The following is a 14,054-nucleotide window of genomic DNA, read 5'->3' on the forward strand; positions in this document are numbered from 1 at the left end:
CCAGCCCTCTCCCCGCAAGCGGGGCGAGGGAGTTTTCACGCTCTGGACGCAAATTCTAACCGCGTCGCGTCGGAGAACCTGTTCGGTATCATACAAGAAATACCACCAGCCGTTTCCCGGCGCTCCTGAAGACCATTTTGCGCCATTTGCGGCCCTTCGTTCACTGGCGCCCCTCCCAGCCAAACGCACCGCTGTTACGGGTACGCCCGGCAACGGGGCATGCGCGGCTCGCTCGGACTGTCGCCCGGTCAACTCAATCCCTCCTCTGCGAGCGCCTGGATCACGGAAGGCATCGCCTTCATGCGATCCAGGCAGTTCCGCAGATTTTTCGGCAGCTCGATGCCGCTTCTCGGCGCGGCCATCAGGACCCAGAAGAGATAGCAATCGGCGATCGTCATCTCGTTGCTCACCAGGAATGCCTTGTCGCCCATCTGATCGGCGAGAATGGCGAAGGCCTTCTTGAGCTTCTCGCGGGCGCGCTCCTTCTCCGGCTCTGGGAAATCCCTGAAGAATGGGTTGTAGGTTCCATGGATTTCGGAGGACATGAAGGCGAGCGCCTCGAAGGTCCGCCACCTGAGAATGCTATCGTCGGGCAGAAGTTTGCCGCTCTGTTCCGCAATATAGGCGAGGATGATCTGGTTCTCCGTGAGGATCGTTCCGTCGTTCATCTCGAGGGTCGGGATATAGCCCTTCGGATTGATCGACAGAAAATCCCGGCCATCTTCCGTCCTTTTTTCGCGGTTGATGCTGAGGAGCTTATAGGGAAGCCCGGCCTCGATGAGCGCTATGTGATCGGCCAGGCTGCAGGCGGCGGGATAATAGAAGAGATTCATCGTGGTCTCCGCGGGTGACCCCATCTCGACATTTCCGGGTCGAAAATAAGGTCTACAATGTTGACCACAGCCATTTATGAGACCAAGAAGTAACCGTCAAAAGCATATTTTTAGGAGCAGGTCAGATGGATGTGACCGGCACGCCCGCAGGAGCTGACTGCAAGGGGGTAAGCGAGATCCTCAGCCGCGTCGGCGACAAGTGGACGATCCAGGTGGTCGTCACGCTTCGCGCCGGTTCACAGCGTTTCAATGCAATCAAGCGGCAGGTGGGCGGTATTTCGCAGCAAATGCTGACGAGAACACTCAAGACACTCGAACGTGACGGCATGGTCGAACGCACCGTTCGCGATAGCACGCCGCCGCAGGTCGAATACACGCTGACACCGCTCGGACATTCCTTGTCAGAAACCGCGCGGCATCTCGCCGATTGGGCGGCAGCTCATCGAGGACAGATCGAAGACAACCGCCTTCATTACGACGCTCGCCAGCTTTGATGGATCCGCGATCCCGATGCTTGCAGCCGCTGATTAAACCGCTTGCCCGCAGGCCCGGCGGAAGCGCCGCACCGTTTCGGCCATGCCATATTCCAGCGCATCGGCGGTCAGCCCGTGGCCGATCGACGTTTCGGCAAGTTTCGGAATCCGCTTGAGGAGCGCAGGCAGGTTGGCAACCGTCAGATCGTGGCCGGCATTGACATCAAGGCCATTGGCGAAGGCGGCATCAGCTGTTTTGCCGAGCGCTTCGAGAATGACGGCAGCGCGTTCCGGGGCGTCGTAGCAGCCGCCGTAGGGACCTGTGTAAAGCTCGATGCGATCGGCACCGACCTCCTTGGCAATTTTCACGGCGTCGGCATCGCCATCGCCATCGGCAAACAACGACACACGGCAGCCGATCTTCTTGTACTTGGCAACGACGTCGATCAGCAGATCGCGGTTCTTGCGGAAATCCCAGCCGTGATCCGAAGTCGCCTGCGAGGGATCATCAGGCACAAGCGTCACCTGCTCAGGCTCTGCCGAAGCACAGAGATCGAAGAATTCGTCGCTCGGATAGCCCTCGATGTTGAACTCCGCCTCCGGAAATTCGTCATCGATCAGCGCCCGGATCTCGGGCAGGTCGGAGAAGCGGACATGCCGCTGATCGGGCCGTGGATGCACCGTGAGGCCGCTGGCGCCGGCAGCAAGCGCGATACGACCGAGCCCCGTGACGCTCGGCCAGGGAAGGTCACGCCGGTTGCGCAGCATGGCTATGGCGTTGAGGTTCACGGAAAGCTTGGCAGGCATGATCGAAATCCCTGATCTTCGAAGAGGATAATACCGACGTTTTATGCCATTGCGGACAGCAAGACCAACGAGATTCGAACATCGACCCATGCAAAAGATTGATGAAGCGCTCGGCGGTCTATCACCGCCCAGTGACACCCGGACAGAGGCTGGCCCTATCGCGGTTTGCACAGAAAAAAAGCGGTTCTAGCGGACGATGGTCAGCGTCTCGGCGGCGCGGGTGATGGCCGTATAGAGCCACCGTTCGCGCGTGTCGCGGAACGCCCAACTCTCATCGAACAGCACGACATTGTTCCATTGCGAGCCCTGCGCCTTGTGCACCGTCAGGGCATAGCCGTAGTCGAACTCGTCGTATCGCTTGCGCGTCGACCAGGGGATCTCGCCCTCGACATCCTCGAAGGCCTGCTTCAGCAGCTTGATCTTTGCGGCACCCCTGTCCATGTCGTCGTCTTCCGGGCGCACCAAAAGATTGATACCCGGTTTCGCCGTTTCCCTGGATGAGGTCATGACCTGCCAGAGTGAGCCGTTGAGCAGGCCCTTGGCGGGATCGTTGCGCAGGCAGACGAGCTTATCGCCGGATTGTGGATACTCGGCCGTAAAGCCCTTGAGCTCGCGCAGACGCTGATTGTAGCGTTTGCGGGTGCGGTTGGTGCCAACAAGCACCTGATCCGCCTCCATCACCAAAGGCTGCGTCACCTCGTTCTTCGAAATCACCTGCGCCGTGCCATAGTTGCCATGCATGATCTCCTTGCCCTCGCGCACATGCATGGCGAGTTGGATGATCGGATTGTCGCGGGCCTGTCGGTGAATATCCGTCAGCAGATAATCCGGCTCCTCATTGGTGAAGAAGCCGCCGCCGGAGATTGGCGGCAACTGACCGGGATCGCCGAGCACGAGGATCGGCGTGCCGAAGCTCATCAGATCCTTGCCGAGCGCCTCGTCCACCATCGAGCATTCGTCGACGATGATCAGCGCCGCCTTGGCGACCGGGCTTTGCCGGTTGATGGTGAACATCGGCGCGATCGAGGTCTTGCCGGTTTCCTCATCCTCGACGGCCTCTTCGCCGCGCGGACGATAGATGAGCGAATGGATTGTCTTGGCGTTGCTTGCCCCGCGCGAGCGCAGCACTTGCGCCGCCTTGCCCGTAAAGGCCGCAAACAGAACTTCGCCATCGACATTCTCGGCAAAATGCCGCGCCAGCGTCGTCTTGCCCGTGCCGGCATAGCCGAACAGGCGAAACAGCGGTGAACGCCCTTCCTTCAGCCATTTGGCCACGGCCTTGAGCGCTTCGTCTTGTTGCGGCGCGAATTGCATGGGCCGACTTGGCAGGATTCGGCGTCAGGAAGCAAGCCGTAAAAAAACACCTGGCGGGCGGGAATAAAATCGGGGCGGAGCGTGTCTCACATCCGGCAGCGCAGAATGCGAGGCCTGGACGAATACCCGTCCATCACCCGAGGAGAGATATCATGAAGACCGTGACATTCCTGGCTGCGCTCGCCGCGGCATCGGCCTTTGCCACAGCCGCCTTCGCCGCAGCACCGGTAAAGACAGTCGAAAGCGCCAAGGGCAAGGTTCTTGCCGGCGAAAACGGCATGACGCTATACACCTTCAAGAACGACAAGTCGGGCGAGTCCAATTGCAACGGTGATTGCGCGAAAGCCTGGCCGCCGCTCATGGCCGATGGCAAAGCCAAGGCGGAAGGTGCATATTCCATCATCACCCGCAAGGATGGGATGAAACAGTGGGCAAAGGACGGTATGCCGCTCTATTTCTTCGTCAAGGATGCAAAGTCCGGCGACGTCGCCGGCGATGGTTTTAAGGGCGTATGGGATGTCGAAAAGCCCTGACGGGAGCGGAAAGGGCGCGGCGGCAATGCCTTCCGCGCCCGATAGTTTCGAGGCGGAGGTGCTGGCGCTCCTCCCCTCGCTGCGACGCTATTCGCGCAGCCTCGCCCGTTCCGACGCCGACGGCGAGGACTTGCTTCAGGACTGCGTGGAGAAAGTGCTGGTGCGGCGCGGCCAATGGCGCGGGCTGAACCTGCGCGGCTGGGTTCTCACCATCATGACCAATCTCTATCGCAACGGATTGCGCCAACAGGCCAACCGTAGTTTCGTCGACATCGACGACAACAGCCATTTGCCTGCGACCGAGACGGACAACGACCCGCTGCAACGGTCGCAGCTGGAAGCGGCCCTCAACAGCCTGGCCGAGGACTATCGCGCGGTACTGATGCTCGTCGTCGTCGAAGGCTACAGCTATCAGGATGTCGCCGGCATGCTTGATATCCCGATCGGGACCGTCATGTCGCGTCTCTCACGCGCGCGCCAAAAGATGACCAGCCTATTGAGCGCCGACAATGTCATTACGCTTCGGAGACCAAAATGACCGAACGCAACCTGACCGTGACCGAAGCAGACCTCCACGCCTTTGCCGATGGTTTACTGCCGCCGGAGAGACACGCGCAGCTGGAGGCATGGCTTACCGAGAACCCCGAAGACGCCGCTGCGGTCGCCGCATGGCAGGCCCAGAACGAGGGCATCAAAGCCTTGTTCCAACCATATGCGATATCGAAGGACGGCGATCCGGATCTGATCGCGAAAGGCAAGGAAACTTCGCCGAAAAACGAGGCAGCGCAGCATCGGTTTCGCCGCTTGACTGTGGTCGCAGCCGCGCTGACGCTCTTCCTTGCCGGCGCTGCCGCAGGCCATTTCGGCCCGGATCTGTTTGCGCGGCCTGAATTGCAATTGACCGCCATGGAAGCATGGCCACAGCAGGCGCATTCGGCCTTCATCGTCTATGCCAGCGAGGTGCGCCATCCCGTCGAAGTCGGCGCGGATCAGGAAGCGCATCTCGCCACATGGCTCGGCAAACGCATGAATGTCGCCGGCCTCAAGGTGCCGGGCCTGCAAGTGCTTGGCTTCCAACTCGTCGGCGGCAGGCTCTTGCCGATCAACGGCACGCCGGGAGCCATGTTCATGTATGAAAATGCCAACGGCCAGCGCCTGACCGTGCTCGTCGGGCACAATACCGAAAATACCACGACCAGCTTCCGTTTTGCCAGCAGCGGAGATGTCGAGACCTTCTACTGGATTGATGGCAGTCTCGGCTACACCGTGACCGGCGAGATCTCCCGCGAGATGCTTCAGCAGGTTGCCGACGAGTGCTACAGGCAGTTCTCGTCCTAGACCAACCTTTAGGCAGTTGTTTTTACGCAATTCCGAACGGAAAACCGCTGCGCACTTTTCCTGGAACTGTTCTAGCGCTGCGGATCGTTTTCCAGAACGATCGGCTTGCCGTGCGGCGTGGCCTCCGCCGCCCGCTGCCAGCTTCTCTGCAGCTCGGCGATCACGTCCGCATCAGCAATGCCTTTCGCCACCAGCAGGCCGGAGAGAGCCGCCACCCAGCAATCGAAATAATCGCTGCCGTCAGGCGCGCGGCCCGGTTTGTGCAGCTCGGCCGAAAGCCGTTCCGCCCATTCACTCCAGGCAAACAAGCCTCTCTCATGCAGATGCACGGTCATGGCGAAAGCTTCGGCAGCCCACGGCTCAGGAAAAACCGGCGCGCCATCATCGGACTTTGGCATTTCAGGCGATTGCGCCAGAGGCGAGACGATCTCATAGGCGCTCAAGATAGCTCTCCCAGGCATCGATGGAGACCGTGAGCGAGGGATCGGCACCCTCGCCCCAGATTTCCAGCGCGTCGAAGACAACGGTATAGACCCATTGCGGATTCTCGCCCCGGCCATGGGCATTGTCATCGGGGAACACGAAGGAGCCTTGTACGGCCTCGACCACGCCGGCCTTGGCGCGAGCATAACGCGGCAGCCTTGTGTGGCCAGTCGGATTGAAATTCCTGGTGCGCACGCGCTCGCCGACGGCAAAGAGCGGTGCGGAATCAACAGGCCGATCGCAAGGGCCACCTTTGTTGAGCGCCGCATCGACCATGTCAGCCTTCAGAACCCGCTTCGGCACCGCACCCCGCTGGAGAGAATGGCCGGTTTGCAACTCCTCGGCCGTCGCGAAACCATGCCGCTCCAGCAGCATGTCGATGGCTCGGGTCCAGATCTCGTAGTAGCTGGCGGCAAGATAGTTGGCCGGCGGAATATTCTCGCGCGCATGCCGGCTCTCGTCGATGCTCCAGGCCCCAAAGGCACCACAGGACAGCGTGATGCCAAGAGCGCGTTTTTCCCACTCGGCATGGAAATACGGCTCGTTCGGTTCCGGCGCAACCGGGCCGAACCCCATTTGCCCGCCGAGATCATGCGGCCCGTTCATATCGCTGCCTCCGGGGATCTGGCGAGCGCCGTTCCGATCATGGCATCGCGGCTGACGAGATCGGCCAATTCAGCCTCGTCCAGACGTTCGGAGCCGGCGGGCCGCTGCGGGATGACCAGATAGCGCAGCTCTGCCGTCGAATCCCATACACGGATTTTCGTTTCCTGCGGCAGCGTCAGGCCGAATTCGGCCAGCACGCTGCGCGGATCGATCACCGCACGCGAACGATAGGCCGGCGCCTTGTACCAGACCGGCGGCAACCCGAGCACGGACCATGGGTAGCAGGAGCAAAGCGTGCAGACGACCAGATTGTGCGTATCCGGCGCATTGAACACCGCGCGCATATGCTCGCCCTGCCGGCCGGTAAAACCGAGGCTCGCAATCGCTGCAGTCGCGTCACGCCGCAGCCAGTCGGCAAAGGCGGGGTCGCTCCAGGCCCTTGCCACCACCTGCGCCCCGTTTCGCGGCCCGATCTTCGTTTCATAGGTTTCGACGATGCGATCGATCGCCGCCGGATCGATCAGGCCCTTTTCCGTCAGCAGCGTTTCCAGTGCTTTCACGCGCGCCTGCATGTCGGAATAGCTGTTGTCGTGATCATGGTGATGGTGGTCGTCATGATCGTGCATCATGGATCTCCCTGTCGAATGGAACTCGAGTCTAAGCCTTAGCCAGACGGTCGCCAAGCATCTTCTTCATTGTTGCAACCGCGCCTGGATGCCGCAACCCACTGCCTTTGCTAGCGCTTTTGGCTAATCTGCCTGTCATGAACATTCTGATTCTCGGCGCAACTGGTTTCATCGGCTCAGCGGTCGCGGCGCGATTGCACGCGGAAGGGCATCTGGTTACGGGTCTTGCCCGCAATCCCGGCCGGGCGCGGATCAAATATCCTTCGATCACCTGGATCAAAGCCGATCTGGCGACGATGACAGATCCTTCGAACTGGCAAGTGCCGCTGAGCGGTCATCAGGCCGTTATCAATTGTGCAGGCGCGCTTCAGGACGGGCTTTCGGACGATCTTGCCGCCACACAGGAAAGGGCGATGCACGCCCTTTATGTCGCAGCCAAACAATCGGCGATCGACCTCATCGTGCAGATTTCCGCGCGTACCGATGGCGGCGGCAAGGAGCAACCATTCCTGACGACAAAACGCAACGCCGATGAGGCACTTGCGGCCAGCGGGCTCAACCATGTGATCCTCCGACCCGCCCTTGTTCTCGGCCGTAATGCGCATGGTGGTACGGCACTGTTGCGCGCGCTGGCCGCCATGCCCTTTGCCTTCCCGCTCATCCATGCCCAAAGCCCGATGGAAACGATCTCGGTCGATGATGTCGCAGCGGCCGTCTCAAAAGCAATCGCCGGTCAATTTCCATCCGGCGCAGATATCGATCTTGCCAACGACGATGTGTTGACGCTCCGCGAATTGGTCACACTTCATCGAAACTGGCTTGGCCTAGCGCCAGTGCCAGTCGTAGCTATACCGGCCGGCCTAGCAAGACCGGTCACATGGGCTGCCGATATCGCCGGACGGCTCGGATGGCGCTCTCCGCTCCGCTCCACCGCTATGGCGGTAATGTCCGAAGGTGTTCTCAGCCGTCGGAGTGCGCAACATCGTCTCAGCCAGCGTCTGACGACGGCGGCGGAGATACTCGACGCCAATCCTTCCGGCATTCAGGATGTGTGGTCCGCCCGTCTTTACCTGCTGAAGCCCCTGATGATCGCTGGCCTGGCGCTGTTCTGGATAGTGTCCGGAATTGTGCCAATACTGGCTCCGATCACCGCAAGCCGGCATTTCCTGCCCTTTATGTCTCAGGACATGGCGACGACGCTGACGATCGCAACCTGTTTCATCGACATGGCCCTCGGCGTGCTGATCCTGGTGCGGCCGTTCGCGCGCACGGCGTTATACGGGATGCTCGCGGTCACGCTCGCCTATCTCGCCGGAGGCACCTTACTCGAACCATCCCTTTGGCTCGATCCGCTCGGGCCGCTTGTCAAAGTCCTGCCGTCGATCCTGCTGACGGTTGCCACACTTGCGGTATTGGAGGAACGCTGATGCTGCTGGAGGAATTTCTTCGTCTCGCGCATGTCGTCGGCGCCACCGTGCTTTTTGGCACAGGCGCGGGCATCGCCTTCTTCATGGTCATGGCGCATCGCACCGGTGATCCCTATCACCGGCTCTACCGCGTCTGGTTCGCCTGCGGCTTTCCCGCATTTTTTTCCGTAGTCGGCATATTCTGGCTGATGCTCAATAAACCGTCCATAGCGCTATTTTAACATCGGCCAGAGACTGAGCACGAGCAGCACCGCCATCGTTATGTTGAACCATTTGAGGCGAACTGGATCGGACAGCCAGTCGCGCAGCGCCGAGCCGAAGCCGGCCCAGGTCGAGACGCTCGGAACATTCACAGCAGCAAAAGCCAGGCCGACCAGCAGCACGCTGAAGAGATAGAGCTGCTCATTGGTGTAGGTCGCCATGGCGGTGACGGCCATCACCCAGGCCTTGGGATTGACCCATTGAAAGGCGGCGGCACTCATGAAGCTCATAGGCTGGGCACCGCTTTCGCGGTCGCTGAGGCTGCGCGACGTGCCGATCTTCCAGGCAATCCAGACGAGATAAGCCCCGCCGGCGAATTTCAGCGCGGTATAGAGCAGCGGCACGGTATGCAGAAGCGCGCCCAATCCCAACCCCACGGCAATCAGCAGCACGAAAAAGCCGACGCCGATGCCGAGCATATGCGGGATGGTGCGCCGAAAGCCGAAATTCACGCCCGATGTAAACAGCATCATGTTGTTCGGCCCCGGCGTGATCGAGGTCGTGAATGCGAACAGAAGAAGAGCCAGAAATGTATCCAGCGCCATAAAGCCTCCCCGGACACCGTATTGTGACAAGAACGGCCTCCAAAATTTTTTCTCGTGATTCTTGTCATGCACGCCGAGTATGGCGACGCATGTCTGGCCTGACACTAATTCGCGCGCAATCCGAAAGCCATAATGCGATTGTCACGGTGACATCAGCCGTGTCGATTGAAATCCGGCGGAATGAAACTATCCTTCCGCTCTCTGCAGCGAGGACATACCATGCGAGACCCCATTCCTACCGTCACCCTACCCTCCGGTGTCACGGTTCCCGCACTCGGTCAGGGAACGTGGAACATGGGAGACGATGCCGCCCAGGCCCGTGATGAGATCGCCAGCCTGAAAATCGGACTCGATCTCGGTATGACGCTGATCGACACTGCCGAGATGTATGCCGATGGCGGCTCGGAGGAGATCGTCGGCAAGGCGATCGAGGGGCGGCGCGACGAGGTTTTCCTGGTCAGCAAGGTCTATCCGGCCAATGCAAGCCTCAGAGGTGCTATCGAAGCCTGCGAGCGCAGCCTGAAGCGCCTGAAGACGGATCGCATCGATCTTTATCTGCTGCATTGGCGCGGAAATCATCCGCTTGCCGAGACGGTGGAAGCCTTCGAAGACCTGAAAGCGGTCGGCAAGATCGAAGCCTGGGGCGTGTCGAATTTCGACGTTGCCGATATGGACGAGCTTCTAGGCGTGCCGAACGGCGGCAATGTGGCCGCCAACCAGGTGCTCTACAATCTTGCCCGGCGCGGCATCGAATATGATCTGCTGCCCTGGTGCCAGGAACGCAGCATCCCGATCATGGCCTATTCCCCTATCGAACAGGGCCGGCTGACCCACCATCCGGATTTGATCCGCATCGCCAAGACCTACCAGGCCACCCCTGCCCAGATCGCTATCGCCTTTCTGCTGGACCGCGATGGCGTGATAGCTATTCCGAAATCCTCGAACCCGCAGCGCATCGAGGAAAATCGTGGCTCCGTAGACCTCGACATTACCGACGAGGACTGGGCCGTCCTCGATGCCGCGTTTCCGCCGCCATCGCGAAAGAAGTCATTGGAAATGCTGTAGGCTCAGGCCGCCGCCCTCTGCTGCGCGACGATCAGATCGATAGCCCGGAAGACGGCGATCTCTCGCCAGTCCGCCGGATCGCGATAGGTCGGATAAAGCGAAAAGGCGGCAGCTGCGATCTGGTCGACGGATCGCAGCTTCGTGCGCCTGCCTGCCAACGCTGCTTTCGTATAGACGCCGAAATGATCCTGCGTCACACCCCAGCCGGCATAGAAGGGTGCCGCGTAGCAGCGAACCGGAATGCCGCGCAGCAGCGCATCGAAACCGAACTGGCTCGAAACCGTCCAGACCTCGTCGACGACCTCCAGGATCGACGCCACCGAAACGGCATCATCGATCAGTACCGCCCCACCCTTCGCGGCAGCGTCATTCGTAAGATATCCCTTACGAAGTCCCGCCATGACATCGGGATGGGTGCGGATCAGGCATTGCGCACCGCTTTTCAGCCCATCGGCAAGCATCCGCTCAAAGGAGGCCTGCGAACCGAGCGCCCTGCCAACCGAGACATCGCCGACGACCTGGTCGACCAACAAAATGCGGCGCTTGCCCGTCCGCTCGACTTGGGGCGGCCGATGCGGCAGGTGATTGTACTTCGAGAGCCTGTTGAGAACGATCTGCTCTCGAATGGCCCGGCCGAGCTCGCCCGCCTCGCCGGCGCCCTCGATCAGACGCTCGAGCCGCGACGACGTGTTTGCATCGACAGGTAGTCCGAGATCGTCAATGACGATGGAAAGCGGGATGGTCCCGGCCTTGCCGAGGCCGACGGAACGAAGAAAGCCGTCCTCCAGATGCCAGTGCGGCAGCCGACGAAACCGGGCGATCGCCGCTGCCGTCTTGGCCGGCACGCGGCCACCCCAGGAAACGATGCCGCCTATGCCAGGCGACAGGGTGGATGCGAACTTCTGTGAACCGAAATAGTGACCGAGCCAAGGGAAGTCGTTACGCACGAAGAAGGTAGCGCCGAGGCGCATTCCGGCCGGCGGATGCCAATGCTTCTCGCCGAGATCAGGCAAAATTTCCCCGACGACGAATGCCACCCTTCTTACCCCGCTGCAAATGCGGCCATCGATCCGGCCCGAGCGTCGCAAAGGCTAGGCGACGCCCGCAAACCGGTCAACGACGGATAGGTGTCACATACCCTGCGGGCCGCGATTCATCGCCGCGATGCCCGTACGGCATACCTCGATGAGACCAAGCGGCTTGATGATGGCGATAAACTGATCGATCTTCGACGACTTGCCGGTGATCTCGAGAATGAAGTGCTCGACGGTCGCATCCACTACCTTGGCGTGGAAGGCGTCTGCCAGCCGCAATGTTTCGGCACGCAGCTCCCCGCTTCCGGTCACCTTCAGCAGCGCCACTTCGCGCTCGATCGGCCGCTCCTGGCCGAGTTCGCGGGCGCGCACCGTGAGATCGACGACGCGGTGAACCGGAACGATGCGTTCAAGCTGCGCCTTGATCTGCTCCAGCACCTGCGGCGTGCCGCGCGTTACCACGGTGATCCGCGACAGATGCGCCTGATGCTCGGTCTCCGAAACCGTAAGGCTTTCGATGTTGTAACCGCGACCGGAGAACAGGCCGATGACGCGGGCAAGCACGCCAGGCTCGTTGTCAACAAGCACCGAAAGCGTGTGGCTCTCCGCTGCCGCCGTTTCCGGCGAGATGAAGTAGGCGGAGCCCGTGGGTTGAAGGTGTGCGTTCATTGTCCTTGTTCCGTTTCCTCAGTTCTTGTTCGGTATGCCAACACGACATTGGTAAGCTCGACGGTCCGGGACGCGGCGTCTGCCGCGCCCCGGCCATTCGATCAGACCAGCTGACGGCCCTTGGCGTCGATGGCGTTGGCGACGGCTTCGTCGGTGGCTTCGTCCGGCAGCAGCATCTCGTTATGCGCCTTGCCCGAGGGGATCATCGGGAAGCAGTTGGCGAGATTGGCAACGCGGCAATCGAAAATGACCGGCTTGTCGACGTCGATCATCTCCTGGATCATCGCATCGAGATCGCCGGGCTTTTCGCAACGCAGGCCGACCGCGCCATAGGCTTCCGCCAGCTTGACGAAATCGGGCATCGCTTCCGTATAGGAATTCGACAGGCGGTTGCCGTGCAGCAGCTGCTGCCACTGGCGCACCATGCCCATGTACTGGTTGTTCAGGATGAAGATCTTGATCGGTGCGTTGTGCTGGATCGCCGCCGACATTTCCTGAATGCACATCTGGATCGAGGCATCGCCGGCAATATCGATGACCAGGCTCTCCGGATGGGCGATCTGCACGCCGAGCGCTGCCGGCAGGCCATAGCCCATGGTGCCGAGGCCGCCCGAGGTCATCCAGCGGTTCGGCTCCTCGAAGCCATAGAACTGCGCCGCCCACATCTGATGCTGGCCGACTTCGGTCGTGATGTAGGTATCGCGATGCTTGGTCAGCTCGTAGAGGCGCTGAATGGCATATTGCGGCATGATGACATCGTCGCTCGGCTTGTAGGCGAAGGAATTGCGCGCGCGCCAGCGGGCGATGTTCCCCCACCAGTCGCCAAGACGATCCGCCGCAGGCTTCTGTGGCAGTGCCCGCCACAGGCGAACCATGTCTTCGAGAACATTGCCGACATCGCCGAGAATGCCGACATCGACGCGAACGTTCTTGTTGATCGAGGACGGATCGATATCGATATGGATCTTCTTCGAATTCGGCGAGAAGGCGTTCAGGCGGCCGGTAATGCGGTCGTCGAAGCGCGCGCCGATACAGACCATGACGTCGCAATCATGCATCGCCATGTTCGCCTCATAAGAACCATGCATGCCCAGCATGCCGAGCCAGTTCTTGCCGGACGCCGGATAAGCGCCGAGGCCCATCAGGGTCGACGTGATGGGGAAGCCGGTCAAGTCGACCAGCTCCCGCAGCAGCTTGCAGGCTTCGGGGCCGGAATTGACGACGCCGCCGCCGGAATAGATGATCGGCTGGCGCGCATTCTTCATCAGTTCGATGGCCTGGTTGATCTTGTTCAGATCGCCCTGAACCTTGGGCTGATAGCTCTTCTGGACATCATGCGCTTCCGGCGGCGTGTAGGTGCCGGTAGCGAACTGGACATCCTTCGGAATGTCGACGACGACCGGGCCTGGACGGCCTGATTGCGCGATACGGAAGGCTTCGTGAATGACGGCTGCGAGCTGGTTGACGTCCTTGACCAGCCAGTTGTGCTTGGTGCAGGGCCTGGTGATGCCGACCGTGTCGCATTCCTGGAAAGCGTCGGAGCCGATCAATGAGGTCGGAACCTGACCGGTCAGGCAGACCAGCGGGATCGAGTCCATCAGCGCGTCCTGCAGCGGCGTGACCGCATTCGTTGCGCCGGGACCGGAGGTGACCAGCATGACGCCGACCTTGCCGGTCGAGCGGGCATAACCTTCGGCCGCATGACCGGCGCCCTGCTCGTGGCGTACGAGAATGTGCTGGATATCGTCCTGCTGGAAAATCTCGTCGTAGATCGGAAGCACCGCGCCGCCCGGATAACCGAAGATGTGTTCGACGCCATTGTCCTTGAGCGCCCGCAACACGATCTCCGCGCCTGTCATTCGATTGTCGCTCGCCTGATTATCTGTGCCGGTCATACGTTTGTTCCGCTATCTGCTGGAGGTTTGGAAAGATGAAATCTCGATTTCGGGCATAAAAAAAGGCTCCTTGGGGAGCCTGTCGTCTAGCGCATGGGTGGCTGTCGCCGGATGGTTACACCATCCTGCCCATGCGCTTTCCCAC

Annotated in this window: 17 protein-coding genes; 7 read left to right on the forward strand and 10 right to left on the reverse strand. The window is 60.6% G+C overall.

Annotated features, from left to right (window positions below; all coding sequences use genetic code 11):
• Nucleotides 1–248: 248 nt before the first annotated feature.
• The gene (locus FHT28_RS17880; protein WP_168596935.1) at nt 249–833 is read right to left on the reverse strand and encodes a glutathione binding-like protein; all 585 of its coding nucleotides are present in this window, start codon (nt 831–833) and stop codon (nt 249–251) included.
• A gap of 125 nt (nt 834–958) precedes the next feature.
• On the opposite strand from FHT28_RS17880, the gene FHT28_RS17885 reads away from it, so the two are divergent.
• The gene (locus FHT28_RS17885) at nt 959–1,327 is read left to right on the forward strand and encodes a helix-turn-helix domain-containing protein (RefSeq protein WP_047558005.1); all 369 of its coding nucleotides are present in this window, start codon (nt 959–961) and stop codon (nt 1,325–1,327) included.
• Nucleotides 1,328–1,360: 33 nt separating this feature from the next.
• Here FHT28_RS17885 and FHT28_RS17890 read toward each other — a convergent pair whose 3' ends face one another.
• Together FHT28_RS17890 and FHT28_RS17895 are read right to left on the reverse strand one after the other, a co-directional pair.
• Entirely contained in the window at nt 1,361–2,113 is a 753-nt protein-coding gene (locus tag FHT28_RS17890) for a pyridoxine 5'-phosphate synthase (protein ID WP_037202658.1), read from the reverse strand.
• A 186-nt stretch (nt 2,114–2,299) separates the two neighbouring features.
• Entirely contained in the window at nt 2,300–3,427 is a 1,128-nt protein-coding gene (locus tag FHT28_RS17895) for an ATP-dependent RecD-like DNA helicase (RefSeq protein ID WP_168596936.1), read from the reverse strand.
• 152 nt (nt 3,428–3,579) lie between these two features.
• Here FHT28_RS17895 and FHT28_RS17900 point away from each other — a divergent pair, with 152 nt between their 5' ends.
• From FHT28_RS17900 to FHT28_RS17910, 3 genes are read left to right on the forward strand one after another with little or no spacing between them, the layout of a single operon-like run.
• Entirely contained in the window at nt 3,580–3,960 is a 381-nt protein-coding gene (locus FHT28_RS17900; RefSeq protein WP_168596937.1) for a hypothetical protein, read from the forward strand.
• A 25-nt stretch (nt 3,961–3,985) separates the two neighbouring features.
• The gene (locus tag FHT28_RS17905) at nt 3,986–4,498 is read left to right on the forward strand and encodes an RNA polymerase sigma factor (RefSeq protein WP_168596938.1); all 513 of its coding nucleotides are present in this window, start codon (nt 3,986–3,988) and stop codon (nt 4,496–4,498) included.
• The gene (locus FHT28_RS17910) at nt 4,495–5,298 is read left to right on the forward strand and encodes an anti-sigma factor (RefSeq protein ID WP_168596939.1); all 804 of its coding nucleotides are present in this window, start codon (nt 4,495–4,497) and stop codon (nt 5,296–5,298) included. The genes FHT28_RS17905 and FHT28_RS17910 overlap by 4 nt, the downstream gene beginning before the upstream one ends.
• A gap of 71 nt (nt 5,299–5,369) precedes the next feature.
• Here the strand turns inward: FHT28_RS17910 and FHT28_RS17915 are convergent, their stop codons facing one another.
• The 3 genes from FHT28_RS17915 to nthA are packed head-to-tail and all read right to left on the reverse strand — an operon-like array spanning nt 5,370 to nt 7,013.
• Complete coding sequence (locus tag FHT28_RS17915) at nt 5,370–5,696, reverse strand: nitrile hydratase accessory protein (protein WP_246704892.1); 327 nt, start codon at nt 5,694–5,696, stop codon at nt 5,370–5,372.
• Between the two features lie 31 nt (nt 5,697–5,727).
• Nucleotides 5,728–6,387: a nitrile hydratase subunit beta gene (gene nthB / locus FHT28_RS17920; protein WP_168596940.1), complete on the reverse strand. Its 660-nt coding sequence runs from the start codon at nt 6,385–6,387 to the stop codon at nt 5,728–5,730.
• On the reverse strand, nt 6,384–7,013 hold the full coding sequence (gene nthA, locus FHT28_RS17925; protein WP_168596941.1) for a nitrile hydratase subunit alpha: 630 nt from the start codon (nt 7,011–7,013) through the stop codon (nt 6,384–6,386). The genes nthB and nthA overlap by 4 nt, the downstream gene beginning before the upstream one ends.
• 137 nt (nt 7,014–7,150) lie before the next feature.
• On the opposite strand from nthA, the gene FHT28_RS17930 reads away from it, so the two are divergent.
• Both FHT28_RS17930 and FHT28_RS17935 read left to right on the forward strand, forming a co-directional pair.
• Nucleotides 7,151–8,440: an SDR family oxidoreductase gene (locus tag FHT28_RS17930; protein ID WP_168596942.1), complete on the forward strand. Its 1,290-nt coding sequence runs from the start codon at nt 7,151–7,153 to the stop codon at nt 8,438–8,440.
• Between the two features lie 2 nt (nt 8,441–8,442).
• On the forward strand, nt 8,443–8,661 hold the full coding sequence (locus tag FHT28_RS17935; protein WP_168597003.1) for a DUF2269 family protein: 219 nt from the start codon (nt 8,443–8,445) through the stop codon (nt 8,659–8,661).
• Here FHT28_RS17935 and FHT28_RS17940 read toward each other — a convergent pair.
• A complete protein-coding gene (locus FHT28_RS17940) occupies nt 8,653–9,246 on the reverse strand; it encodes a LysE family translocator (protein WP_168596943.1) in 594 nt (197 codons plus the stop codon). The genes FHT28_RS17935 and FHT28_RS17940 overlap by 9 nt on opposite strands.
• A gap of 219 nt (nt 9,247–9,465) precedes the next feature.
• Between FHT28_RS17940 and FHT28_RS17945 the strand changes: the two genes are divergently transcribed.
• Nucleotides 9,466–10,311 carry an aldo/keto reductase gene (locus FHT28_RS17945; RefSeq protein ID WP_168596944.1) on the forward strand — a complete coding sequence of 282 codons (846 nt, stop codon included), beginning with the start codon at nt 9,466–9,468 and terminating at the stop codon, nt 10,309–10,311.
• A gap of 2 nt (nt 10,312–10,313) precedes the next feature.
• On the opposite strand, the gene FHT28_RS17950 is transcribed toward FHT28_RS17945, so the two are convergent.
• The 3 genes from FHT28_RS17950 to FHT28_RS17960 all read right to left on the reverse strand — a co-directional run bounded on the left by FHT28_RS17950 (nt 10,314) and on the right by FHT28_RS17960 (nt 13,909).
• On the reverse strand, nt 10,314–11,348 hold the full coding sequence (locus FHT28_RS17950) for a capsular biosynthesis protein (protein WP_168596945.1): 1,035 nt from the start codon (nt 11,346–11,348) through the stop codon (nt 10,314–10,316).
• Between the two features lie 93 nt (nt 11,349–11,441).
• Nucleotides 11,442–12,014 carry an acetolactate synthase small subunit gene (ilvN, locus tag FHT28_RS17955; RefSeq protein WP_037202670.1) on the reverse strand — a complete coding sequence of 191 codons (573 nt, stop codon included), beginning with the start codon at nt 12,012–12,014 and terminating at the stop codon, nt 11,442–11,444.
• 101 nt (nt 12,015–12,115) lie between these two features.
• Complete coding sequence (locus FHT28_RS17960; protein WP_037202671.1) at nt 12,116–13,909, reverse strand: acetolactate synthase 3 large subunit; 1,794 nt, start codon at nt 13,907–13,909, stop codon at nt 12,116–12,118.
• Nucleotides 13,910–14,054 lie beyond the last annotated feature (145 nt).

It is taken from the genome of Rhizobium sp. SG570 (assembly GCF_012275345.1).
Classification (GTDB): Bacteria; Pseudomonadota; Alphaproteobacteria; order Rhizobiales; family Rhizobiaceae; genus Rhizobium; species Rhizobium lusitanum.